At 62.3% G+C, this 24,757-nt stretch carries 23 protein-coding genes and 1 tRNA gene; 10 read left to right on the forward strand and 14 right to left on the reverse strand.

Going from position 1 to position 24,757, the window contains the following annotated elements; genetic code table 11:
* Positions 1-6 precede the first annotated feature (6 nt).
* Complete coding sequence (locus QTL95_RS22625) at positions 7-954, reverse strand: carbohydrate ABC transporter permease (RefSeq protein WP_289722139.1); 948 nt, start codon at positions 952-954, stop codon at positions 7-9.
* Positions 955-1,191: 237 nt separating this feature from the next.
* Positions 1,192-2,451, reverse strand: a complete 1,260-nt coding sequence (locus QTL95_RS22630) for an ABC transporter substrate-binding protein (protein WP_289722140.1) — start codon at positions 2,449-2,451, stop codon at positions 1,192-1,194.
* Positions 2,452-2,826: 375 nt separating this feature from the next.
* Between QTL95_RS22630 and QTL95_RS22635 the strand changes: the two genes are divergently transcribed.
* From QTL95_RS22635 to QTL95_RS22645, 3 genes are read left to right on the forward strand one after another with little or no spacing between them, the layout of a single operon-like run.
* The gene (locus QTL95_RS22635; protein ID WP_289722141.1) at positions 2,827-3,711 is read left to right on the forward strand and encodes a BadF/BadG/BcrA/BcrD ATPase family protein; all 885 of its coding nucleotides are present in this window, start codon (positions 2,827-2,829) and stop codon (positions 3,709-3,711) included.
* Positions 3,708-4,472, forward strand: a complete 765-nt coding sequence (locus QTL95_RS22640) for a GntR family transcriptional regulator (RefSeq protein ID WP_037178918.1) — start codon at positions 3,708-3,710, stop codon at positions 4,470-4,472. Before QTL95_RS22635 ends, QTL95_RS22640 begins: the two co-directional genes overlap by 4 nt.
* A 48-nt stretch (positions 4,473-4,520) precedes the next feature.
* Positions 4,521-5,393: a hypothetical protein gene (locus tag QTL95_RS22645; protein WP_289722142.1), complete on the forward strand. Its 873-nt coding sequence runs from the start codon at positions 4,521-4,523 to the stop codon at positions 5,391-5,393.
* Positions 5,394-5,498: 105 nt separating this feature from the next.
* Here QTL95_RS22645 and metH read toward each other — a convergent pair whose 3' ends face one another.
* The gene (gene metH, locus QTL95_RS22650; RefSeq protein WP_289722143.1) at positions 5,499-9,272 is read right to left on the reverse strand and encodes a methionine synthase; all 3,774 of its coding nucleotides are present in this window, start codon (positions 9,270-9,272) and stop codon (positions 5,499-5,501) included.
* A gap of 172 nt (positions 9,273-9,444) precedes the next feature.
* Between metH and QTL95_RS22655 the strand changes: the two genes are divergently transcribed.
* A complete protein-coding gene (locus QTL95_RS22655) occupies positions 9,445-10,704 on the forward strand; it encodes an AGE family epimerase/isomerase (protein ID WP_289722144.1) in 1,260 nt (419 codons plus the stop codon).
* A gap of 45 nt (positions 10,705-10,749) precedes the next feature.
* Here QTL95_RS22655 and QTL95_RS22660 read toward each other — a convergent pair whose 3' ends face one another.
* Together QTL95_RS22660 and QTL95_RS22665 are read right to left on the reverse strand one after the other, a co-directional pair.
* Positions 10,750-12,180 carry a diguanylate cyclase domain-containing protein gene (locus QTL95_RS22660; RefSeq protein ID WP_289722145.1) on the reverse strand — a complete coding sequence of 477 codons (1,431 nt, stop codon included), beginning with the start codon at positions 12,178-12,180 and terminating at the stop codon, positions 10,750-10,752.
* A 108-nt stretch (positions 12,181-12,288) separates the two neighbouring features.
* Entirely contained in the window at positions 12,289-12,879 is a 591-nt protein-coding gene (locus QTL95_RS22665; RefSeq protein WP_289722146.1) for a hypothetical protein, read from the reverse strand.
* Between the two features lie 174 nt (positions 12,880-13,053).
* On the opposite strand from QTL95_RS22665, the gene QTL95_RS22670 reads away from it, so the two are divergent.
* Positions 13,054-13,323: an antibiotic biosynthesis monooxygenase gene (locus QTL95_RS22670; protein WP_289722147.1), complete on the forward strand. Its 270-nt coding sequence runs from the start codon at positions 13,054-13,056 to the stop codon at positions 13,321-13,323.
* A 44-nt stretch (positions 13,324-13,367) separates the two neighbouring features.
* On the opposite strand, the gene QTL95_RS22675 is transcribed toward QTL95_RS22670, so the two are convergent.
* The 7 genes from QTL95_RS22675 to QTL95_RS22705 all read right to left on the reverse strand — a co-directional run bounded on the left by QTL95_RS22675 (position 13,368) and on the right by QTL95_RS22705 (position 19,698).
* Positions 13,368-13,859 (reverse strand): heme-degrading domain-containing protein, encoded by a 492-nt coding sequence (locus QTL95_RS22675; RefSeq protein WP_289722148.1) that lies wholly within the window; start codon positions 13,857-13,859, stop codon positions 13,368-13,370.
* Positions 13,860-13,945: 86 nt separating this feature from the next.
* Positions 13,946-14,557: a flavin reductase family protein gene (locus QTL95_RS22680; protein ID WP_289722149.1), complete on the reverse strand. Its 612-nt coding sequence runs from the start codon at positions 14,555-14,557 to the stop codon at positions 13,946-13,948.
* Positions 14,558-14,560: 3 nt separating this feature from the next.
* The gene (locus QTL95_RS22685; protein WP_289722445.1) at positions 14,561-15,301 is read right to left on the reverse strand and encodes an aspartate/glutamate racemase family protein; all 741 of its coding nucleotides are present in this window, start codon (positions 15,299-15,301) and stop codon (positions 14,561-14,563) included.
* A gap of 4 nt (positions 15,302-15,305) precedes the next feature.
* Positions 15,306-16,127, reverse strand: a complete 822-nt coding sequence (locus tag QTL95_RS22690) for an ABC transporter permease (RefSeq protein WP_289722150.1) — start codon at positions 16,125-16,127, stop codon at positions 15,306-15,308.
* 1 nt (position 16,128) lies between these two features.
* Positions 16,129-17,043, reverse strand: a complete 915-nt coding sequence (locus QTL95_RS22695) for an ABC transporter permease (protein WP_289722151.1) — start codon at positions 17,041-17,043, stop codon at positions 16,129-16,131.
* Between the two features lie 242 nt (positions 17,044-17,285).
* Complete coding sequence (locus tag QTL95_RS22700; protein WP_289722152.1) at positions 17,286-18,584, reverse strand: ABC transporter substrate-binding protein; 1,299 nt, start codon at positions 18,582-18,584, stop codon at positions 17,286-17,288.
* A gap of 31 nt (positions 18,585-18,615) precedes the next feature.
* Positions 18,616-19,698, reverse strand: a complete 1,083-nt coding sequence (locus QTL95_RS22705; protein WP_289722153.1) for an ABC transporter ATP-binding protein — start codon at positions 19,696-19,698, stop codon at positions 18,616-18,618.
* A 271-nt stretch (positions 19,699-19,969) separates the two neighbouring features.
* Between QTL95_RS22705 and QTL95_RS22710 the strand changes: the two genes are divergently transcribed.
* Positions 19,970-20,686, forward strand: a complete 717-nt coding sequence (locus QTL95_RS22710; RefSeq protein ID WP_289722154.1) for a GntR family transcriptional regulator — start codon at positions 19,970-19,972, stop codon at positions 20,684-20,686.
* Positions 20,687-20,755: 69 nt separating this feature from the next.
* Here QTL95_RS22710 and QTL95_RS22715 read toward each other — a convergent pair whose 3' ends face one another.
* Both QTL95_RS22715 and QTL95_RS22720 read right to left on the reverse strand, forming a co-directional pair.
* The gene (locus QTL95_RS22715) at positions 20,756-21,139 is read right to left on the reverse strand and encodes a hypothetical protein (protein WP_289722155.1); all 384 of its coding nucleotides are present in this window, start codon (positions 21,137-21,139) and stop codon (positions 20,756-20,758) included.
* Between the two features lie 249 nt (positions 21,140-21,388).
* Positions 21,389-22,132: an SIMPL domain-containing protein gene (locus QTL95_RS22720; protein WP_442981335.1), complete on the reverse strand. Its 744-nt coding sequence runs from the start codon at positions 22,130-22,132 to the stop codon at positions 21,389-21,391.
* Positions 22,133-22,284: 152 nt separating this feature from the next.
* On the opposite strand from QTL95_RS22720, the gene QTL95_RS22725 reads away from it, so the two are divergent.
* The 4 genes from QTL95_RS22725 to bcsN all read left to right on the forward strand — a co-directional run bounded on the left by QTL95_RS22725 (position 22,285) and on the right by bcsN (position 24,726).
* Positions 22,285-22,360 (forward strand) — tRNA-Ile (locus QTL95_RS22725).
* Positions 22,361-22,695: 335 nt separating this feature from the next.
* Positions 22,696-22,884: a type II toxin-antitoxin system HicA family toxin gene (locus QTL95_RS22730; protein WP_289722156.1), complete on the forward strand. Its 189-nt coding sequence runs from the start codon at positions 22,696-22,698 to the stop codon at positions 22,882-22,884.
* Between the two features lie 17 nt (positions 22,885-22,901).
* Positions 22,902-23,348, forward strand: a complete 447-nt coding sequence (locus QTL95_RS22735) for a type II toxin-antitoxin system HicB family antitoxin (RefSeq protein WP_289722157.1) — start codon at positions 22,902-22,904, stop codon at positions 23,346-23,348.
* Between the two features lie 370 nt (positions 23,349-23,718).
* Positions 23,719-24,726, forward strand: a complete 1,008-nt coding sequence (gene bcsN / locus QTL95_RS22740; protein WP_289722158.1) for a cellulose biosynthesis protein BcsN — start codon at positions 23,719-23,721, stop codon at positions 24,724-24,726.
* The last annotated feature ends 31 nt before the right edge of the window (positions 24,727-24,757 follow it).

The following is a 24,757-nucleotide window of genomic DNA, read 5'->3' on the forward strand; positions in this document are numbered from 1 at the left end:
CCCTCCTCAGAACTGGTAGCGACGCATGCGCCGCTGGATGGCGAAAAGATAGAACGACACGCCGGCGAGGATGATCAGGAACATCACGGTCGCGATCGTCGCGCCCATCGAGCGGTCGCCGAGTTGCAGCTGGAAACCGAAGAAGGTGCGGTAGAGCAGCGTGCCCAGGATGTCGGTCGACATGTCGGGTCCCGCAAGCGCCCCCTGCACCGTGTAGACCAGGTCGAAAGCGTTGAAATTGCCGACGAAGGTGAGGATCGAGATGATGCCGATCGCCGGCAGGATCAGCGGCAGCTTGATCTTCCAGAACTGCGCCCAGCCGGTGATGCCGTCGCATTCGGCGGCCTCGATTACCTCCTCGGGGATGCTCAGAAGCGCTGCATAGATCAGCATCATCGGGATGCCGATATACTGCCAGTTCGAGATCAGCGACACCGCGATCAGTGCCGGACCGGACTGCCCGAGCCAGGGCGCGAACAGACCCTTCATGCCGACGAGGCTCATCAGCCACGGGGCGACGCCCCAGATCGGCGAGAGGATCAGCTTCCAGATGAAACCGACGATCACGAAGGACAGCAGCGTCGGCAGGAACATGGCGGTGCGGTAGAAAGCCACGAACCGCAGCCGTGGCGTCGACAGAAGCGCGGCCAGCGCGATGCCGATCGGGTTCTGCACGCACATGTGGATGATGAAGAAGACCAGGTTGTTGCGCAGCGCGTTCCAGAAGTCGTGGGCCCAGCGGGCATCGCCGAACAGCACCTTGTAATTGGCGAAACCGACGAATGTCTGCGCGCCGTCGACGGTGTTGTAGAGCGAAAGCCGGAGCGTCTCGATCAGCGGCAGGATCATGATCGCCGAATAGACGACCACCGCGGGCAGGAGGAAAACGCCGATATGCCAGCGTATGGGGCGCTTGATCGGGGCCGCTTCGAAATGGCTGTCGGCTTCGCTCATTGTCTCTCGTCTTGTCTTTGGTTTACGGCGATCGCGCCGCCCTGATTGTCTTTGGAGGGGAAAACCCTCTCTGGCCTGCCGGCCATCTCCCCCACAAGGGGAGAGAAGACTCGCGGCGCCCACCTGCCTCAATCGAGGCTCGGAGGGGCCGGCTAGGTTAAGCCCTCCCCCTTGTGGGGAGGGTTGGGAGGGGCCTTTGACTTGGCGCTAAGCCCCACCCTTCGAGACGGGCACTGCTTACTTGCCCGGCTTGTACCAGCCGTCGAGGCCCTTCTGCAGCTTCTCGGCGGCGACCTGCGGCGTGTCCGTGCCGTTGATCACGTTGGCCGATTCAACCCAGGTCTCGTTTTCCAGGTTCGGCGTGCCGCGCGACAGGATCTGGTAGGTCGAGCGGACGGTCGACTTGTACGGGCCGCGCCAGGAAACGAATTCCTGAGCCAGCGGATCGCTCATCTTCACCGGGTTGGAGTTCAGGCTGAAGAAGCCCGGCAGCGAGTTGGCGTAGATGTCGGCGAATTCGCTGGAAGCGACCCACGACAGGAACTTCTTGGCTTCCTCGGCATGCGCGCTCTTGGCGTTGAGGCCGACACCGATATCCGGATGGTCGGAGATGTAGCCCGTATCACCGGCCTTCGGGACCGGCGGCGGGAATGCGCCCATCTTGAACTGGGCCTGGCTGTTGAACAGCGCGATTTCCCAGGAACCGGCCGGATAGATGGCGGCGCGGCCGAGCGTGAAGAGGTTCTGGCTGTCCGAGTAGGTCTGGGCTTCGAAGCCGTCACCGAGATAAGGCTTCCACTTGGCAAGCTCTTCGTAGGGCTTGACCCAGTCGGCATCCGTCAGCTTCTGCTTGCCGGAGATCAGTGCAGCGCGGCCTTCTTCACCCTTCCAGTAGTTCGGACCGATGTTCTGGTAGCCCATGGTGGCTGCTTCCCAGAGATCCTTCGTGCCCATCGCGAGCGGAATGAAGGTACCGTCGGCCTTGATCTTCTCGAGCGCCGCGAAGAACTCGTCTTCTGTCTTCGGCACCTCGATCTTCAGCTGGTCGAAGGCATCCTTGTTGTAGATGAAGCCGTGGATGACGGATGCCATCGGTACGCAGAAGGTGGACTTGCCGTCGTCGGTCGACCAGGCCGCCTTGGCGACCGGCGTGAAGCTCTCCATGCCCGACAGGCTCGTCAGATCGGCAAGCTGCTTCTTGTTGAAGAGCTCGAGCGATGCGTCGAACGGACGGCAGGTGATGATATCGCCTGCGGAGCCGGCATCGAGCTTGGCGTTCAGCGACGCGTTGTATTCAGTCGGCGCGGTCGGCGAGAAGACGATTTTGATGCCCGGATTCTTGGCTTCGAAAGCCGGGATGATCTTTTCCTGCCAGATCTGCAGGTCGTCGTTGCGCCAGCTTTCGACCGTCAACGTGACATCCGCGGCATGCGCGAAGCCAACCGACGTCAGCAGGCTGGATGCCAGCAGGAAGCCTTTCAGTGCGGTGTTCTTCATTTCCCTCTCCTGTTCGAAGCGCTCCGGGGCGCTGTTCTTGGTCTGAAGCGAACGGCTGATGACGGAGCTTGGCTGCGGAGTCCTCCGCGAACCACGCATTCTCCAACTTCGTCTTCCATCGAGTGGTTCGGCTAGTTTTCGGTGCCGACTTGTGCCTGATCGATGCGCTGTTCCCTGCGCGAATTAAAGTCCAAAAAAATACCAATTGTCCAGCCAATTTTAACTTTCGCCATCAGGAAAATGAGGATTGCGATTTTTAGTGTTTAAAATCAGCATGATAAAAACTTCGAAGTTTCGCTCAAAAGACGCTTGGTAAATGGTATTTTTTTGGTATTGTACAGAAAAACAAGGCGGAACGGCGTATCTGAGGGTTCGATGACAGAACTTGCAATCGGCATTGACGGCGGCGGATCGAGCTGCCGGGCGGCCATCATGGATGGAACGGGACGGGTTCTCGGGCGCGGCACCGCCGGTCCCTCCAACATTCTCTCCGACCTCGACAATTCCCTGCTGAACATCGTCGCTTCCGCCCGCAACGCCGTGGCCGATGCCGGCTTGCCGAATGAGACGTTGTCTTCCGCGGTAGCGGTCGTCGGCGTCGCCGGCGCCAATGTCGGCGATTATGCCGAGCGCGTCGAACGTGCGCTCCCCTTTGCCAAACGCCGCGTCGTCACCGACGCCTCAACCGCGCTGCAGGGAGCGCTCGGCGATTCCGATGGTGTCATCGGCGCCTTCGGCACCGGCTCGGTCTACAATGCCCGACGCGACGGCAAGCTCTGCGGCATCGGGGGCTGGGGCTTCGTGATCGGCGACCAGGCGAGCGGCGCCCGGCTCGGCCGCGATCTGCTCGAAGCCGCCCTCCTCGCCCATGACGGCATCCGAAAGCCCTCTGCGCTGAGCCGCGAAGTGATGGCCGAATATGGCGACGATCCCGAGTGCGTCGTGGAATTCGCCCACGCATCCCAGCCCAGGGACTTTGCCCGCTACGCGCCTCTGGTCTTCGACTTTGCCGCCAAGGGCGATCCGATCGGCACCGCCATCGTCGAGACCGCCGTCCGCTCGATCGGCGAGAGCCTCGATGCGCTGCTCTGGCCCGCCTGCCCGGCGATCTGCCTTCTCGGCGGTCTTGCCAATGCCTACCGGCCCCTGCTCGCCGAGCGCCACCAATCGCTGCTGAAGGAGCCGAAGGGCGATGTGCTGCAGGGTGCGATCGAGCTTGCGGTTCAGTTCCTGCGCGAGCAGGGAAAGGATGCCGCGTGACCGAGGATATCGCCAGCATCCTGTCGCCCGATCGCCTGCAGGCCGGCGGCACCGGCCCGCTCTATGTCAAGCTGCGCCGCACGCTCGAGGAGGCTATCCGCACCGGCTCGCTCGGCCATGGTGACGCCCTGCCGCCGGAACGCGATATCGCGGAACTGGCAACCGTCAGCCGCGTGACCGTGCGCAAGGCGATCGACGAGCTGGTGGCCGATGGCCTGCTCGTTCGCCGCCACGGCTCCGGCACCTTCGTGACCAAGCCCGTCTCGAAGGTCGAGCAGCGCCTGTCGCAGCTAACCTCGTTCACCGAGGACATGGCCCGGCGCGGCATGACCTCGCGCTCGGAATGGCTGCACAAGGGCATCCACACGCCCTCGCCCGACGAAATGATGATTCTCGGCCTGGCAACCGACATCAAGGTTTCGCGCCTCAGCCGCCTCCGCATTGCCGACGACCAGCCGCTGGCGATCGAAAACGCCAGCGTCTCCGGAGAATTCCTGCCCGACCCCTTCGTCGTGACGACGTCGCTCTATGCCGAACTCGAGCGGCGCGAGGTGCGCCCCGTGCGCGCCGTGCAGCGCATTTCGGCAACCAACATGAAGGAGGAGGACGCCCGGCTCTTGGGGGTCTCCGTCGGCGCGGCCGGATTGTCCATCGAGCGCATCTCCTACCTCGGCTCCGGCCGGGCGGTGGAGTTCACCCGCTCGCTCTATCGCGGCGATGCCTATGATTTCGTGGCGGAACTGACGATCGGCACATCGTGATCACGGCACGCGTTGAAGCCGGGCGCCCTTGCCGCTATTGCTGGTGACATGACCAGAAAACCGACGATCTCCGTTCTCGCGACCATCACCGATCCGGGCAATCCGGCCAAGCCGAACGAGGATCGCCTCGGCCACAACGAAGCCTGCGCCTTCGTGATCGACGGCGCCACCGGCCTTGGCGACCGGCAGTATATCGACGAAACAGGCAGCGACGCAGCCTGGATCGCCGCGCAGTTCGCCGACAGCTTCCGAAGCGGGATCACCCGCGACACCGCGATCTCCGACATTGCCCGCGCCGCATCGCTGAAGGCCCGCGCCACCTTCACCGCAAACCACCCGGAGGTTCCGCGCTACGCCTGGCCTCTCTCCGCCTTCGCCATGGTGCACGCGGCGGAGGACAGCCTCTCCTTCTACGGCCTCGGCGATTCGTGCCTCTTCCTGCTGCGGGAAGACGGAACGGCGAGCCTGCATATGGCCATCCCCGGCGCCTATACGCGCGAGCAGGCCCACGCCCAGAGCCACATCGCCCGCACCGGCGGCATCACCAAAGGCGGCGGCGCGCTTGGTGATGCCGAAACGCTGACCGCCCTTCGCAAACACCGCGAAAGCCAGAACACGCCGGGCGGCATCTGGACGCTCGGCCTCGTGCCGGAAGCGGCCGATCATCTCGTTTCGGAAAAACTCGCCATCACCGGCAAGGCTCACGCCATCGTCTGCAGCGACGGCCTGTCCGATCTCGTCGTGCTCTATGAAGCCTATGATGCGGCAGGGCTGGTGCGCGCGGCGCTCGACAGAGGTCTAGGCCCACTCGTCGAGCAACTGCGTCGCTTCGAGCGCGAGACGGATCCGGAAGGCCTGCGCTATCCCCGCTTCAAGCAGTGCGACGACACGACCGCGATCCTGGTCGAGCTCACGGCGTGATCGCCACTGAGGGAATGGCGATTTCCGATCCAGGATCAGGCCCTTGGCCGATGATCCTGAATCATTTTCTCGGACAGTTGAATCAGCTCCTGAAGACGCGCCCGATCAGGCCGCGTCCTCGATATCTTCATCGCGCTTGCGTGGCACGTAGTTGAGCACCGGACCGAGCCAGCGCTCGACCTCGGAGATCTCCATGCCCTTGCGGCCGGCATAGTCCTCGACCTGATCGCGCTCCACTTTGGCAACGCCGAAGTAATAGGCGTCGGGGTGGCCGATATAGATGCCCGACACGGACGAACCCGGCCACATGGCGTAGCTCTCGGTGAGCTTCACGCCGGCGGCGTTTTCCGCATCGAGCAGCGCGAACAGAGTCTTCTTCTCGGTATGATCGGGCTGCGCCGGATAGCCGGGCGCCGGACGGATACCGGAATACTCCTCGGTGATCAGCTGCTCCTTGCTGAGCGCCTCGTCCTTGGCATAGCCCCAATACTCGCGGCGAACCTCTTCGTGCATCCGCTCGGCGAACGCCTCCGCGAAACGGTCGGCCAGCGCCTTGACGAGAATCGACGAGTAATCGTCGTTGGCGCGTTCGAAACGCTCGGCGATCGCCACTTCCTCGATACCGGCGGTGACGACGAAGCCGCCGACATAGTCCTGCACGCCGCTGTCGACAGGCGCCACGAAGTCCGACAAAGCCACATTCGGCCGCCCGTCGCGCTTCGAAAGCTGCTGGCGCAGCGTGTAGAATGTCGCGAGCTCTTCCTTCCGGCCGTCATCCTTGAACAGGCGGATATCGTCGCCGACAGCACCCGCCGGCCAGAAGCCGATGACGGCGCGCGGACGGAACCACTTCTCGTCGATGATCTTCTTCAGCATCGTCTGCGCATCGGCCCAAAGCGCCCGTGCCGCCTCGCCCTGCTTCTCGTCCTCGAGGATGGCGGGATAGCGACCGCGCAGTTCCCAGGTCTGGAAGAACGGCGTCCAGTCGATGTATTCGGCCAGCGTCGCCAGATCGTAATCCTCGAACACCTTGGTTCCGAGGAAGCTCGGCTTGGCGGGCGCGTAAGCTGACCAATCGATCTTCTGCGCGTTCTCGCGGGCACGGGTCAGCGGCAGGCGCACCTTCTCGGCCTCGCTGCGGGCATGGGCCGCCGCGACCTTGGCATATTCGGCGCGGATGTCGGTGATGTAGTCGTCGCGATTGTCAGGCGAGAGCAGCGACGAAACCACGCCGACCGCGCGGCTGGCGTCGGTGACGTAGACGGTCTGGCCCTTGTTGTAACCAGGATGGATCTTCACGGCCGTATGGACACGGCTGGTCGTGGCGCCGCCGATCAGAAGCGGCAGGTCTAGGCCCTGGCGCTCCATTTCGGCCGCGACATGCACCATCTCGTCCAGCGACGGCGTGATCAGGCCCGACAGGCCGATGACATCGACCTTCTCGGCAACGGCCGTCTCCAGGATCTTCGTCGCCGGCACCATGACGCCGAGGTCGATGATCTCGTAATTGTTGCAGGCGAGCACGACGCCGACGATGTTCTTGCCGATATCGTGGACGTCACCTTTGACGGTCGCCATCAGGATCTTGCCGGCCGACTTGCGGTCGTCGCCGCCGTTCAGCCGCTTCTCTTCCTCCATGTAGGGAAGGAGAACGGCCACGGCCTGCTTCATCACACGCGCCGACTTGACGACCTGCGGCAAGAACATCTTGCCCGAACCGAACAGATCGCCGACGACGTTCATGCCGGCCATCAGCGGGCCTTCGATAACGTGCAGCGGACGGGCTGCGTTCTGGCGCGCCTCTTCCGTATCGGCATCGATATATTCGGTGATGCCGTTGACCAGCGCATGTTCGAGCCGCTTCTCGACCGACCATTCGCGCCAGGAGAGATCCTGCACACGGCCCTCGCGCGCCGCGCCGCCCCGGAACTTTTCGGCCACTTCGAGCAGCCGCTCGGTGGCGTCGGCGCGGCGGTTCAGCACCACGTCCTCGCACGCCTCGCGCAGTTCCGCGTCGATCTGGTCGTAGACGGCCAGCTGGCCGGCATTGACGATACCCATGTCCATGCCCGCCTGGATGGCGTGGTAGAGGAACACGGCATGCATCGCCTCGCGCACCGGCTCGTTGCCGCGGAAGGAGAAGGAGAGGTTCGAAACGCCGCCCGAAATATGCACCAGCGGCATCGTCTTGCGGATCGTGCGCGTCGCCTCGATGAAGTCGACGCCGTAATTGTTGTGCTCTTCGATACCGGTGGCGACCGCAAAGACGTTCGGGTCGAAGATGATGTCCTCGGGCGGGAAACCGGCCTTTTCGGTCAAGAGCTTGTAGGCGCGGGTACAGATCTCGACCTTGCGGTCATAGGTATCCGCCTGCCCCGTCTCGTCGAAGGCCATGACGACGACGGCCGCGCCATAGGCGTGCAGCAGCCTCGCCTGCGCGAGAAAATTCTCTTCGCCTTCCTTGAGCGAGATCGAGTTGACGATCGGCTTGCCCTGCACCCGCTTCAGGCCGGACTCGATGATCGAGAACTTCGACGAGTCGATCATCACGGGCACGCGGGCGATATCCGGCTCGGCGGCGATCAGGTTCAGGAACTCGACCATCGCCTTTTCGGAATCGATCAGGCCTTCGTCCATGTTGATGTCGATGATCTGCGCGCCGTTTTCGACCTGATCGCGCGCGACATCGAGCGCTGCCGTGTAATCGGCATTGGTGATCAGCTTGCGGAAGCGAGCCGAGCCCGTGACGTTGGTGCGCTCGCCGACGTTGACGAAGGGGATGTCCTTGGTGAGCTCGAAGGGCTCGAGGCCCGACAGCGACATGAACGGACGATGCTCGGGGATCGGACGCGGCTTGTACTTGGCGACAACCTCGGCAATCGCCTTGATATGTTCAGGCGTCGAGCCGCAGCAGCCGCCGACGATGTTGACGAGACCCTCGCGGGCGAACTCGTCGATCTGTGCTGCCATCAGCTCGGGCGTCTCGTCATACTGACCGAACTCGTTGGGCAGGCCCGCATTCGGATAGGCGCAGATGAACGTGTCGGCAACGCCCGACAGCTCCTGCAGATGCGGACGCATGGCGTTGGCGCCGAGCGCGCAGTTCAGGCCGATCGTGAACGGGTTGGCGTGGCGCACCGAGTTCCAGAAGGCCGACGGCGTCTGGCCCGACAGCGTGCGGCCGGAAAGGTCGGTGATCGTACCAGAGATCATGACAGGCAGGCGAACGCCCTTGGCTTCGAAGCGCTCCTCGCAGGCGAAGATGGCAGCCTTCGCGTTCAGCGTGTCGAAGATCGTCTCGATCAGGATGATATCGGCGCCGCCATCGATCAGGCCGTCGATCTGCTCGGCATAGGCGGAGCGCAAATCGTCGAAGGTGACGGCGCGGAAGCCGGGATTGTTGACGTCGGGCGAGATCGAGGCGGTGCGGTTGGTCGGGCCGATGGCGCCGGCGACGAAGCGGCGCTTGCCGTCCTCGCGCTCTGCGCGGATGCAGGCGCGGCGCACGACTTCGGCACCTTCCTTGTTCAGCGCATAGACCTCGCCTTCCATGGCGTAATCGGCCTGCGCGATGCGGGTGGACGAGAAGGTGTTGGTCTCGAGAATATCGGCGCCGGCCTTGGCGTATTTGTAATGGATCTCCTCGATCGCATCCGGCTGCGAGAGGATGAGAAGGTCGTTGTTGCCCTTCTGGTGGCAGGCGCAGCCGATGAAGCGGTCGCCGCGGAAATGATCCTCGTCGAAACCCAGCCCCTGGATCTGCGTGCCCATGGCGCCGTCAAGGACGAGAATGCGTTCGCTGGCGGCTTTCCTGAGCGCTGCAAACACTTCACTGCCGTCGCGCTTTTCCCCTTCGGGGCCAAACAGATTGTTGAACACGGGCGGACTCCTTGACGTCATTATAAAGACAAGCCGCCCAAATCACATAAAGATATCTTTATGTCAATATATCAGCGACATTTTCGCCATTGCCGACGCACGGCGGATGACAGACTCGAACGCCCCCTATATAGGCAATTTCAAAGCATTGTGTAGAAATCGGAGGAGTATCATGGCACCTGCAACCGGCGACGCCGCGCTCGGCAACTGGACGACGCGCACCTATCACCGCGACTGGCTGGTCGCCCAGGCCAACGGCCTGTTCGATTTCTTCCAGCATGATTCCATCAATCCCAAGGGTGGCTTCTACGATCTCGACGACACCGGCAAGCCGCTCGACGCCGAGGGCCAGGTGCGCGGCATTCATATCGCCGCCCGCGCCGTCCATTGCTTCTCGATCGGCACCCTGCTCGGCCGCCCCGGCGCATCCGATGTCGTCGATCACGGCATGCAGTACATCTGGAACCACCACCGGGATCAGAAGAACGGCGGCTATTTCTGGTCGCTGAACAATGACGGCCCCGTCGACACCAACAAGCAGGGCTACGGCCACGCCTTCGTGCTCTTGGCCGCCTCCTCCGCCAAGACCATCGGCCACCCGCTTGCCGACGGCATGCTCGCCGATATCACCGAGGTGCTGAACACCCGCTTCTGGGAAGCGAAGCACGGCGCCATCGCCGAGGAATTCACCGCCGACTGGCAGCCGCTCGATGGCGGCACCTATCGCGGCCAGAACTCCAACATGCACCTGACTGAAGCCTTGATGGCCGCCTTCGAGGCGACCGGTGACCGCGACTATCTGACCAAGGCCGAAAGCATCGCCGATCTGGTCATCCGCCGCGCAGCCGGCTCCGTGGGCTGGCGTGTCGCCGAGCACTTCGACACGGAATGGGCGCTCGACAAGAACTACTACCACCCCAACGAGATGTTCCGCCCGGCCGGCACCACGCCTGGCCACTCGCTCGAGTGGGCCCGCCTGATGCTGCAACTCTGGGTGCTGGGCGGCAAGACCAGGGACTGGATGCCGGATGCGGCAAAGGGCCTGTTTTCGCAGGCGATGGCGCTCGGCTGGGACGACGATCATGGCAGCTTCTTCTACACGCTCGACTGGGAAGACCGCCCGGACAAGCGCCAGAAGATGTGGTGGCCCGCCTGCGAAGGTGCAGCCGCCGCCCACTACCTCAACGAACACCTGCCGAGCGACTACCACGAAGAAAGCTACCGCAAGATCTGGAACGTCATCGAGCGCAGCTTTATCGACCACAGGAACGGCGGCTGGCACGAGGAACTGACGGAAGAGATGGTCCCCGCCCACACCATCTTCCCCGGCAAGGGCGACATCTACCACGCCCTGCAGGCCTGCCTGATCCCGCTCTTCCCGGCAACGGGCAGCCTGACCAAGGTCATCCCGGAAGCCGGCGGCAAGCTCTGAGGGAAGTGATAGGCGGCGGATCGCTTCCGCCGCCAGGCCGACCGATCAGCCTCTGGCCGCGAACTTCGGCTTTACATTCTGTTCCGCAAGGCGAGCTGACATGGTCGCGGCGTCGACGATACTGCCGCGACCGAGCGACTTCGCCTCATAGAGCGCCCTGTCGGCGGCCTTCAACACGGCGTCGCAGCCAGTCTCCGGATTTGCGACCCGGGTCAGTCCGAACGACGCGCCGATCGCTACGGTGCAGCCGGCGATCGACATCGGCTTGGAGAGCAGCGCCGAAATCCGACGGCAGGCCGCGTCCGCTTCCATCGCGGAGATATCAGGCATCAGGATCGCAAACTCGTCGCCGCCGAGCCGGAACAGGCGGTCCGCGTCGCGTTTCGACGAAACCAGTCGTGAGGCCACGACCTTCAGCAGTTCGTCGCCGATCGCATGTCCGTGTGTATCGTTGATCGCCTTGAAGCCATCGAGGTCGAGACAGACCACCACCAGCTCACCCGCGGCGGCCTGTTCGGTGAATTCGGCATCGAGCAGAGCACGGTTGGCGAGGCCCGTAAGGAAATCATGCGTTGCCGCGTGACGCATCTGCTTTTCGCGGCTGACCAGCATCTGTGCCGTCGCCTGGGAGATGCGCACCATAAACACGCCGCCGACGACAAGGAGCACGATGACCGTCAGGATCAGCGGCATGACCTGATAGAGAACATCCGCCGCCGGCGTCGGCGGCCGCCAGGACAGAACCTCGATCTCGCCAGCCGGTCCGACGGCGACTTCGGCGCGGGCGCGACCGGGCGCCACCATGGACAGCGGAGAAATGCGCGCATCGTCAAGAAGGAAACGGCTTCCGAAGAAATCCTGAAGAGTGCCACTGATAGGCATTGCGGTGATGAGGATGGGTGCCCGGCTTCCCCGTGGCTTCGCCGTTCCGAAATCGGCCTGGAACAGGCTCGCGGACAGGAGCACGGCCTCCTCGCCACGCACCTCGATCCGACTGCTGACGATGGCATCGGGAATGCCGTTCTTGACAGGTGCCTGCTCCTTCGCACGGACCTCGGCCACGAGTTGTGATGCATCCGCGGTGATTACCGCCGCTCCCCTGGCGAAGAACGGCCTGTCTTTCACGCTGTCATCCGTACGCGAATACAGAACCGCGTCGCCGGAATCGAGAACGGCGGTGAATCGGGTTCGCGATGTACCGATCAGCGAAGCCCCGATGTTGCGATCCGTCCATTCGAAATCGAAGCTGTTGTCGAGCTTCGCGATCGCCTCGTCCCATACGGTCCAGGCAGTCAGTGAAAATTCCACGTCGGCGATCCAGAGCGCGATGTTTCGTTCGACCAGCTCTTCCTGGCGCTGTCGTGCTTCGTCGTCGATCTGCGCCACCCCGTAATAGGGAAATGTCGCCATGCCGATAATCAACAAGACAATGCAAGCGACGGCGGGACCGACAAGTCTGAAATGAACGAAACGCATGCCCACACACCCAGTATCGCAAACTGTCAGGACGGATAAAGGAAGCCTTGTAACCGGGAGAGCTTACGATCAGGTTATCGCCTGGCGCGTATGGCGCGCCGTGCCGGATTACGACGACGGAATGCGCGGCTCCTCAACCAGATAGAACTCGATTACCGGCGTGACATCGGAAACGAAGAAGCCGAAATTCGATTGCTCCTTGGGATCGACATGGCCTTCGTCGAAATTCAACCGGTCGAAGCTCTCGAAGCGGCTTTCGAAATGCGTGAAACGGCTGGACGAAATCAGCGACGGATTGGGATCCGCCTGCCCGAAGGAAAGGCCGTCCTCGAAATCGCTGGGCCTGCCGCGGATTTCCTGCAGCTCGAAGCCGAAGCCGATCCATGCCAGCCCGCTCTCGTTCATGGCCACGACGCGAAGGTGGAACGAGCCCGGCACCCCGACCTGCAGTTCCGACGGCCTGGCAAAGCGGATCACCAGCGTCACCGGCGCCAGGCTGTCGAACGCCTCGCGGATTTCGATCGGATCATCCCGCGTGCCGGAACCGGAGATCGACAGGATGCGGAAACCACCCAACTCGTCGGAGAAGGAATAGCCTCCCGCGTACCAACGCCCGTCATCAGCCCGCCCGGCGCTGATCAGCGCCACGGAAAGCAACGCCGCAAGAATGCGCCCCACCTTTCTGCAACGACGCGTCATCGATCCCATTCCCTGATCGAGAGAACGCCATCATACATGGAATTTCAACGGCGCGCGACGCGCAAGGCCGCTCGGCCGGCACGATGCATTTCCCCGCGCGCGAAACCCTCATCGGTGCTACCGTGCCGCCTGGGCTTCCCAACGAAACGTGTGAATGCAACGCAGGAGCGGAACATGACGACAGTGTTCGTACGGCATGAGGTTTCGGACTATGCGGCTTGGCGCAAGGTATATGATGCCTTCCGGTCGGTTCAGGCGGCAAACGGCGTGATCGCCGAGGCGGTCTTTCAATCCGCCGACAATCCCAACGATATCACCGTTACCCATGAATTCGCGACACCGGAAGCCGCGAAGACCTTCATGCAGCTCGAGGAACTGCGCTCGGCGATGCGCACCGGCGGCATTGTCGGCGCCCCAACCGTATGGGTCGTCGAGAGGACTTAGAGCTCTCCCCAATCGGCATGGGCCGGCACTCTTTCATGCAGCGCCTACGCCAGACGCAGAGCGTCCAGATCCTTGGCCAGCATCAGCGCCAGCGCCTCGACGACGAGATTGTGATCGTCGCGCTGCGGCAGGCCGGAGACCGTCACCGAGCCGATGCAGCCCGTACCCTTGACGTTGATGGGGAAGCTGCCGCCGTGCGGTGCATAATCGGCATCATCAAGACCATTGTCCGCCACAGTCTTGCCCTTGGCCTTCAGATCGAGGCCGATGGCATAGCTGCTGCGGAAATAGCGCAGCACCAGATTGCGCTTGCGGCGCACCCACTGGACATTGTCGGGCGTGACGCCGGGAAGAGCCACGTAGAAGACCGGCATGGAATGCAGCGTGACGTCGATGGCGATGCCGAGCCCGCGCTCCGTGCCAAGCTCCTGCAGCAGCTTGCCAAGCTGCCACGCCGTCGTCAGATCGAAGCTGTCGAAGCTGAGCACCCTCTCCTGCTCGGCGATGCGTGCAAGATCGTCGTCAGGCATGGTCATGTCCGTTTCCTCTCCTCGAATGCTTTTTCGTGAGCATCGCCAGCAGGGCGAAAAAGTAAAGCGAAATCGTGGTGATACGGCAGCACTCAGAGCTTGGGCGTCAGCATCTCGAAGCGGTCGCGAATGGTGCTGCAGGTGTCGCCGCCGAGCCGCGCGATGGCATCGAGCTGCTCAGGATCGACGCGCAGCCGCTCGGGATCGACGACGCCGTCGCGGTAATGCGCATAGACGATCTCGCCCATGATGATCTGCCTGGACTTGCCGAGTTCCAGCGTCACATGCCTGCGGCATTCGAACGCCGCCGGTGCTTCGGCAATGTAGGGCGAGGCCACCTTGGTCCCCGGCATCGCCGTCAGCCCGGCATGCTTCAGTTCGTCGACGCCGCGCGGATATTTCGAGCCGCAGACATGCATGGCCTCGGCGATCGCGAAGGAGACGATATTGACGGTGAACACCTCCGTCATGCGGATGTTGTGGCCGGTATCCTTGAAGGACATGTCGGGATTGTTCTCGACCCCGAGCGCCAGGATCGGTGGATCGGCCGACAGGCAGTTGAAGAAGGAAAACGGCGCCGCATTGACGCGGCCGTTCTCGTCCACGGTCGTTACCAGCGCGATCGGCCTGGGAACAACGGTGCCGATCATCAGCTTGTAACGCTCGCGTTCCGACAGCGCCTCGAAATCGAAGGAAATGGACATGGATCAGCCTGCCGCCTGCATCGGGGAAAACCGGCTCATCTCACCGAGGAAAGGCTTCGCCAGCGGTGCCGCATAGGAGCCGCGCTTGCTGGTCGACAAGCCGAGCGACACCAGCGCCTCGGCCTGCTTGACGGCGGCCGCCACGCCGTCGACCACAGGCACGCCGTAGATCTCCTGCAGTTCGCGCGCCAGATCGGTCATCCCGGCGCAGCCGAGCACGATCGCCTCTGCACCATCTTCCGACAGCGCCCGCTCGATCTCCGCCCGGAGCTTGCCGATCGCGCCCGACGCTTCATCCTCGAGCTCCAGCACCGGTATGTCCGATGCCCGGACTCTGGCGCGCGCGCCCATGCCGTAGCGCCGCACCAGATTGTCGATCAGCACCCGCGAGCGCTCCAGCGTCGTCACCACGGTGAAGCGCTGCGCCAAAAAGCCGGCGGTCGCGACGGCGGATTCGCAAAGCCCGAGCACCGGCACGTCGGCGAAACTGCGCGCCGCCTCTAGCCCGGTATCGTCGAAGCACGCGATCACGGCGGCGTCATAGGTCCCTGCCCGCTCCTTCAGTTCCGTCAGCAGACCGGGAATGGCGAGCGCCCCGTCATAATGCCCCTCGATCGACACGGGCCCCATCTTGGAGGTGGCGGCGATGATCTCTGTCCCGCCGGCGGCAACCGCGCGGGCGGCATTGGCCGCCTTCTCGGTCATGCTGGCGGTCGTGTTCGGATTGACGATCAGGATGCGCATGAGATCAGCTTGTCTTTGCCTGGCGTCCACGCAGCATCATCATGATCCCAAGCGCGACGAGAATGATGGTGAAGGAAAACAGCGTCGTCACCGTTCCCAGCGCATAGAGCACCGGCGTCGTCACGTTCGTCGTCATCCCGTAGATTTCGAGCGGCAGCGTGTTGTAGCTGCCCGATGTCATCAGCGTGCGGGCGAACTCGTCATAGGAGAGCGTGAAGCCGAACAGGCCGACGCCGATCAAGCTGGGCGCGATCATCGGCAGAACGACATGCACGAAGGTCTGCCACGACGTCGCCCCGAGATCGCGCGCTGCCTCCTCATAGGCCGGCGAGAAGCGGTTGAAGACGGCGAACATGATCAGCACGCCGAAGGGCAGCGTCCATGTCAGGTGCGCGCCGAAGGCCGACGAATACCAGGCCGGCTTCAGCCCTCCCTGCTGGAACACCACGCCGATGCCGAGCGAGATGATGATCGACGGCACCACGAGGCTGGCGACCGTCGCGTAGAAGAGCAACGTCGCGCCTTTGAAGCGGCGGCGGAAGGCAAGGCCCGCCAAGAGCGACACGACGACGGTGACGACCATCACCATCAGCCCGAGCGAGAACGAGCGGCGGAACGAAGCCCCGAAATCACCCACCGCCTGCTTTTCGAACAGGTTGAAGAACCAGTGGACGGAAACACCGTTGAGCGGGAATGTCAGGCCGCCATCCGGTCCCTGGAAGGACAGGATGAGGATCGCCGACAGCGGGCCGTAGAGGAACAGCACGAAGACGATGAAGAAGGCGGCGAGCACGTAGAATTCGAGCGTGCGCTTTTCGTGGCTCATCTCAAAGCTCCTTGCGGATATCGACGACGCGCAGGATGGCCGCGACCATCATCAGCACGACGATCAAGAGCACCACGGCGTTGGCGGCGGCGGCCGGATATTGCAGCAGCGACATCTGGTTCTTCATCATCAGCGCCACCGAGGCGCTCTGCCCGCCGGACATGACCTGCACCGTCGAGAAGTCGGCCATCACGAGCGTCACCACGAAGATCGAGCCGATCGCGATGCCGGGCTTGGCAAGCGGGATGACGACGTTCCACAGGATCTGCCAGCCGCTGGCCCCGGCATCGCGCGCCGCCTCGAACAGCGAGCGGTCGATGCGCATCAGCGTGTTGAAGATCGGCGTCACCATGAACAGCGTGTAGAGGTGCACCATGGCGAGCACCACGGCGAAATCGGAATAGAGCAGCCATTCGATCGGCTGCGGGATGATCCCCATCTGGATCAGCGCCGAGTTGACGAGACCGTTGCGGCCGAGCACCGGGATCCAGGAGATCATGCGGATGATGTTCGAGGTCATGAACGGCACGGTGCAGACCAGGAACAGGATCATCTGCGTCGACGTGCGGCGGATATGGAAGGCAAGGAAATAGGCGACCCAGAAGCCGATGAAGACGGTCAGCGCCCAGACGATGACGGTGAATTTCAGCGTGTTCAGATAGGTCTTCCACGTCACCCACGAGCCGAGCGTCTCGGTGTAGTTCATGGTCAGGAAATCGGGGTAGAGACCGGCGAAGTCGTAATCCCAGAAGCTGACGACAGCGATCATCGCGATCGGCAGGATGAAGAAGAAGCCGAGGATCAGGATGAGCGGCGTTGCCTGCAGATAGGAGGCCGCCCATGGCGCCAGCCGAAAGCCCGGGCTGCGCGCCCGCTCAGTCGTCTCGTTTGTCTCTGCTGAAGCGATCGTCGCCATCTGCCATCCTCTCGGATTTGCCTTGAAACGGAATGAGAGAGGGATCGAAGACCCCTCCCCAACCCTCCCCACAAGGGGGAGGGAGTTTTTCTGTTGTGCCCTCCCCACCAGACGGAGGAGCTGTTCTGTCGCACCTCCCCAACGGAGAGAGCTTCCTCGCCGCAGCGCCCACGCTCCCTCCCCCTTGTGGGGAGGGTTTGGGGAGGGGAAAGCGGCACTCGCTTCGTCAGCGGTTACAGCCCTTAAGCCGCAATGAACTCGTTCCAGCGACGAACCATGTAGCGGTCCTCGTCCATGACGGAGTTCCAGCACGCGACATGCCCCATGCGCTCTTCGAACGAGCCGCCGTCGCGAACCGCACCGGCCTTCTCCATGACCTTGCCCTCGGGCGAGAGGATATCGCCCTTGGCGGCCTTGCCTTCGATCCAGTAGCCCCATTCGTCCTCGGTCATGAAGCCCTTGGCGGTGTCCATGCAGGCCGAGTAGTAGCCCTGGCGGTTGAGGTAGCCGCCGACCCAGCCGGATGTGTACCAGTTGATGTACTCATAGGCCGCGTCGAGCTCGGCGCCCTTGAGGTGCGAGGCGAGGCCGAGACCGCCGCCCCACGAACGGTAGCCTTCCTTGAGCGGCTGATACTTGCAGGCGATGCCCTTGGAGCGGACGGCGGCGACGGCCGGCGACCACATGGACTGGATGACGACTTCGCCGGAGGCCATCAGGTTGACCGACTCGTCGAACGACTTCCAGAAGGCGCGGAACTGGCCGTCCTGCTTTGCCTTGATCAGGAACTCGATCGTCTTGTCGATCTCTTCCTTGGTCATGTTGCCCTTGTCGGCATATTTGATGTTGCCGAGTGCTTCCATGATCATCGCGGCATCCATGATGCCAATGGAGGGGATGTTGAGGATCGAGGTCTTGCCCTTGAACTTCGGATCCATGATATCGGCCCAGGTGGTGATATCGCGGCCGACGAGATCGGGACGGATGCCGAGCGTGTCGGCATTGTAGATCGTCGGCATCATGGTGAAGAGTTCGGTCTCGCCCTTGGCGAAGGTCTTGGCGTCGGCGCTCTCGACATAGCCGACGGTGTGCGGCGCGGTACCCTGCGCAATCACGCTGTCCGGCTTCAGCTTGCCGTTCTTGAAGAGCGGAACGACCTTGTCGTAGTATTTCAGCTTCTTCACGTCCATCGGCTGGATGACGCCGGTCGGGTAGACCTTCTTCAGGATCCAGTATTCGATGTCGGCGATATCGTAACTATCAGGCTGCGTCACGGCGCGCTGGGCGGCGGCGTCGCTGTCGGTCGCCGTCATCTCCAGCGTGATCCCGAGGTCCTTCTTGCACTGCTCGGCAATGGCATTGATGTTGGAAACGCCGGTGCCGAACTGGCGAAGCGTGATGTTGGACTGCGCCCAGATGGTCGGGAAGCCGGTGATAAGGCCCGAGCCGGCGATCGCGCCGGCAGCGGCGGCACCCGTCTTCAGCAGGCTGCGGCGGGAAATCCCCGCTGCCATCTTGGTCGTCTTCTTTTCAGTTGTCATGTCAGTTCCCCTTCTTTTTGGCTGGTGAGGTTCATGCACGGCCGAGGAGGACCGCGTCCTCCAGGGCCCAACTCAGAGACACCGCATCGCCGACCGATACGGGTTTATTGAAGAAATCGCCGTCACTTGCGATGACGGTGAAGTCGTCACTGCCCGCGCCCGCCACGGTGATCTTCACCGAGGCGCCGCGATATTCGATGTTGGAGACGACGCCGTTGAAACCCAGCGTCTTGTCGGAGGCCGTATCGAGCCGCACCCGGTCCGTGCGGACGCCGATATCGACGGGCTCGCCGGCAAGCCTGCCCTCGCCCCGCACCGAGAACATCTGGCCGCCCGGCGCCTCGAGCGTCAGAACGCCATCGCCGACCGATGCGACGCGACCGGAGAGAACATTGTGATCGCCCATGAAGCGCGCCACGAAGGCGGTGGCCGGTTCCTCGAACACCTTGCGCGGGGTCGCCGCCTGCTCGATCTTGCCGTCGTTCATGATGACGATGATATCGGCGAGCGCCATCGCCTCTTCCTGGCTGTGCGTCACATGCACGAAGGTGATGCCGAGCGTCTTCTGCAGCTTCTTCAGCTCGGCGCGCATGCGGATCTTCAGGAACGGATCGAGTGCCGACAGCGGCTCGTCGAGGAGCAGCGCCTCGGGGTCGGTGATCAGCGCCCGGGCAAGCGCCACGCGCTGCTGCTGGCCGCCGGAAAGCTGCGCCGGACGCCGGTTGGCATAGGCCTCCATCTGCATCAGCTTCAGCATCTCCAGCGCCTTGGCCCGCCGCTCCTCCTTCTCCACGCCCTTCATCTTCAGGCTGAAGGCGACGTTGTCGATCAGGTCGAGATGCGGGAAGAGCGCGTAGGACTGGAACATCATCGCCGTACCGCGCTTGGCCGGCGGAAAATCGGTGACGACGATATTGCCGAGACGAATATCGCCAGACGAAATGCTCTCGTGCCCGGCGATCATCCTGAGCGTCGAGGTCTTGCCGCAGCCCGACGGCCCCAGGAAGCAGCAATAGGACCCGGCCGGTATCTTCAGGCTGATCGCGTGCACGGCGGTGGTTGCGCCATACACCTTGGAAACGGATGCAATATCGATCTCTGCCGCTTTCGACATCAGTGTCTTCCCCTGTTCGAGAAAGACGATGCATCTGCCGTGCCAATTTCTGCTGCGCTGCATCAAGCCATTGCAGCATATCGATTATTTGACGTCGCCGAGCGAAAGGCGTAATTTTGGACAGAAATTCGGCTGCACAGGAAATAGGCTATCGTCTGCAATTCGAGCAAAAAATCGTATACAATTTAGCCGCATATTTGCGTGCAAAATCCATTTAACTTTTGAGACGAAGCCGGATATCATCCCGGCAACGACAAGGTATTCCATCTCCATGAAATCAGCCGCCAAAGCCGTCGAGACGACGACGGACGACACAGCCGAGACCGGCAGCCAGCAGATCCGCGACGCCATCCGCGACGCCATCGTCGAACGGCGGCTCTCGCCCGGCACCAAGTTGTCGGAAAGCGATGTCGGCAATCTCTTCAATGTCAGCCGCACGCTGGCGCGCTCGGCCCTGCAGGCGCTCGCCTATGAGGGCCTCGTCAGCGTCGAGAAGAACCGCGGCGCCTTCGTGGCGTACCCCTCGCCCGACGAAGCCCGCCAGATTTTCGCCGCCCGCCGGCTGATCGAGCCCGGCATCCTGCGCGAGGCGGCGGCAAGGATCACGCCATCCGAGATCCAGCACCTGAGGCAGCTTCTGATCGAGGAAGGCCGCCTGATGGGTGAGCGCGGCCAGACCGCGCGACGCGCCGAGATCAAGGCCTCGGGCGATTTTCACCTGACGCTCGCGACGATGTCAGGCAATACGATCATGCAACGCTTCATGGATGAGCTGGTCGCCCGCTCCTCGCTGGTGATCGCGCTCTACGGCCAATCGACCGTTTCGAGCTGCGGCCACTCCGAACACGGCGACATCGTCGACGCCATCGAGCGCAGGGATCTCGAGAGAGCATGCCAGCTGATGCTGCATCACATCGCCCATATCGAGGCGGATCTTGATTTGCGGGAGCAGAAGAGCGTCGGGCTGAAGGAAGCCTTCAACCTCTAGAAGCGTCGCGGGCGAAGATATTCTGCCGGCGGGAAATGGACCGCGACCGGAAAGCCGCGATCCATGGAATCAGCGGCGCGAACGGCTTTCGTCGGCCTGAGCGGCAACCGCGGCGATATCGGCTCCTCCATTCGCCAGCAGACGCTTGCGAACGAGCACACCCATGACGCGGGCGGCGGTGGAGAAGGTCATCTGGTCGAGCGGCCCCTCGCCCTCCCAGGGTTTGGTGAGCCGTTCGGTGACGGCACCGACGATGTTCATCGGCACGATATCGTCGCAAAGGCGCATGGCATCGAAGACCTGACTGATCGGAACGACGCGGCCTTCGAATGTCACGATCGGAACGGTGAGTTCCGCATCCCACTCTTCGAACGCATAAAGCGCTTCGCGGAAGAGTTCTTGCAGGGTGAACGGGGCGTGTCCGTTATGAAGCGGCGGCAAGGCATTCGACATGTCTGTCTCCTCTTGTAGGGATAAGTCCATTCCTCCTCTTCGGTCGGCAACAACGCGGGAAACAGAACTCAGGTTCCCGTTCCGGACCGAATTAACACGATAGATGTTATAGTGTAATACGGCCGTGATAAAGCCTTTTATCCGCCATGGTCGTAAACACGCCATACCAGCAAAAGATAAGCCGTTGATATCGTTCAAGATACCAACGGCCTCACAAGTGCTTTAAAAGCGTTCCAGCGCGCCTGAATGCTACTGCGCTATGGCGAATGTGACGTTGATGCTGATGTTGTAGCTGGTCTCGCCGCCTTGGATCGGCACCGAGGAATCGGCGCTTTCCTTCATCATCGCGGCGCGGTAGACCGGCACCGGCTGCGGCCGCGGCGAACTCTCGCTGATCTCGATGACGCGCCCGACCTTGACGCCGGCAGCCTCTGCCAGCGTCTTCGCCTTCTTGATGGCGTCGGCGACCGCGTTCTTGCGCGCCTCTTCCATGGCCGCGTCCGGCTTGTCGTTGGTGAACTGGATGTCTCCGCCCTGGTTGACCCCAAGCGTCACGGCCTCGTCGATGACGGCGCCGAGCTTGGAGAGATCGCGCACCCGGACGCTCAGCGAGTTCGACACCTGGTAGCCGATCAGTTCGGGCGGCTTCGGCTGCCCGTCCGTGCCCTGCGGATAGTTGAACTGCGGCTGCACCGAGAAGCCCGAGGTCTGCAGGTCGCGCTCGGCGATCCCGGCCTTCTTCAAGGCCGCAAGCACGTCGCCCATTGCCTTGTTGTTCTCGTCGAGCGCCTCGCGCGCGGTCTTCGCCTGCCTGACGACGGAAAGCCCGAGCACCGCCATATCGGGCGTCGTCGTCGCCCGCCCCTCGCCCGCCACCGAAATGACGGCTTCGCGCGGCGACGCATCGGCGGCAGAAGCCGGCATGACGCCAAGCCCGGCAAGCGGCAGGCCGGCGATCAGGCCCAAAGCGATCATTCTGGTGTTCGAAGGCATGTTTCACTCCCTGATTGCGAACAATATCACCGTCTTGACGCTCGATTGTGAAGCTATTGCGGCAGTCACTTGTTCCCGCTGAAGATTTACGTTAGAGCGAAACCGTCCCGGCGAACCATTGCGCCGGACACCTTGGCGATGATGACGCCAAAGGGCCTGTAGCTCAATGGTTAGAGCCGGCGGCTCATAACCGCTTGGTTGGGGGTTCGAGTCCCTCCGGGCCCACCATTTTGCTTAAAAATCAATGATTTAGTTATTTTTTCTTGGTGAGACATCCAAGGGGAACATTGGTTTGTTTAATCCGGCCTATCTCGTGAAGTCGCGATGCGGTGTTTTCTATCTGCGTTGGCGCTATCCGTAACCCCGCGATTGCTGGCCGATCGCAGCCGCGTCCGCCTCCGCTACGCCTGCGAAAAGCAAACGCAGGCGCAGAAAGCAAAGTGCAGTGGCAATAGAACCGCTTTGGGAGATAATTTCCCCTCGAAACGAAAGCGTAAACAAAAGGTTAAAATAAAGTACACACTTATGTTGACTTCCACAGATGTGTTGAATAACCTATACTTATGAACGCAAACGAGTTTAAACGCTGGCTGGCAAAGCAGGGATGCAAATTTGAAAACCATCGCGGAGGCAGTGGTCATCTCACCATCTATCGCGACGGCAAGAAGTCCCAGCTACCCATGCACGGTGGGAATAAAGAACTCGGCCCGGGCTTGATCAGCAACATAAAAAAGCAGCTCGGAATAAAATAAGAATGAGAGGATATGACATGGCCTGGTATAAACTGGCAATACAGCCGGATGGCGATGTGTGGCTGGTTACTTCCCCCGATTTCGAAGAGGTGGCTTCGTTCGGAAAAACCCAGGAGGAGGCTTGCCGTAATGGTCGCAATGCGATCGAAGAGGCTATTGCTGGCCGCATAGCAGATGGAGAGGATATTCCGCACCCTGCTCAGGAACCGGAAGGCCAGGGTCGATGGGTCGAAGTGCCAATGATGGTTTACCTGAAATCCGGCATCTACATGCTGATGCGCGAAAAGCGGTGGACACGCGCAGACCTTCAACGAGCTCTCGGCTGGAACCATAGGGAGCAGATCGACCGTCTGTTTCGGTTGGATCACCAGACCAAGCTGGACGCGATAGAGGATGCATTCAAGGCTTTGGGCGTCCCGCTAAAAGTTGACGTACCATTTCACGCGTCGGCTGCGGCAGCCTAATGAAGTTATAACGTGAGTTCGGACCGTCTGCGCATTCGAACTCACGCTACATCCTGAAGCGCCGCATTTCACTTTAAGGGCACTCAGCCTCACGGATAATTTATCTTGACGATCAAAAGGACTTATTTGCTTCGTTAAACTGACGGCGAGCTGCCAATGCTGCACTGGTGCCAGCACTGCTATAAGTGCCTAGCTAAACCACTCCCTTTTTTGTAGATGCAGCCTTCCCCTCCCCAGCACCAATATTAACTTCAGCTTAACCATAATCATCGTCTACCATGCGCTTACGGCCCTTCGGGTCGTTGATTCGCAGTGAATGCGCGGGTTTCGCGCGTGAGCGTGGAGACAGACGATTGCGGCACGCCGACACATGAAGCTTCTGAGAATGATATCGCTTGCGGGCCTCGCCGGCATGCTGGCGGCCTGCACGTCATCAGGCAATGTCAGGTTGCCGAATGCCGCCGAGACGGTCGCGAGCGAGCAGGCGCTGGCGTTGCCGCCGCCGGGCGGCCCGTCGATCGTCAGCGTCGTCCAGCACAGGCGCGGCAACGGCGTCGAACAGAACATATCGCTCTTCACCTCGTCCTCGGTCCAGGGCCAGAATTTCCTGAAGATCCAGATGCTTGGCGCCAGCGGCTCGACATCGGGCACCGGCGGCGCGCCCTATAGGATGATCAGCGAAAGCGGCATCTCGCGCGAGATGTTTGCCGCGGCCCCCGGCGTGCCGATGACGCGCTCCGCCACCTTCCTGCAGAACAGCTACGGCCCCTTCGGGTACGCCTCCGGCCGCAGCCGTGATGGCGATACCTGCATCTTCGCCTGGCAGCAGATCCGCTCCAGCCGCAGCGCCATGACGCAAGCCCGCAACTTCGGCATGATCCAGGTCCGGCTGCGCCTTTGCGACGCGCGCGCCACTGAGCGCCAGCTGCTCGCCGTCGTTTACGGCTACACCATCATAGGCACGCTCGACGGCGAAATCTGGAACCCCTACGGTCCCCAGCAGGGCGCCGATCCCACCATCGGCCGCACCGGCAGCCCGATCTATCCCGATGCCGGCGGCTATCGCGAGATGCCGATGGGGATCGGCTACGAGCCGCAGCCGACGGTCATCTCGCGCGCACCCGCCGTACGCCGTGCAGCCGCTCCGGCCCGCGCGGCGCCCGTGCAGGCGGCCCCCGTCCTGCCGCAGCCGATCGGCCCGCGCGTGCCCCTGCCGGATACGAACGGCGATGCACAGCAGTCGGGCACGGTAACCGCTCCTTCACCCACGTCCGCTACGGTCCGGCAGCAGACCCAGACAACGAATGCGAGCGGCGTCAGCGTGCCCTCGCCCGATTGCATAGGCGATGCGGCCATGACGGCCGCCTGCCGGAGATAGACAGAACGGGCCGGGGCGTAAGGCGCACCGG

This window comes from Rhizobium sp. S152, assembly GCF_030380735.1.
GTDB lineage: Bacteria > Pseudomonadota > Alphaproteobacteria > Rhizobiales > Rhizobiaceae > Rhizobium.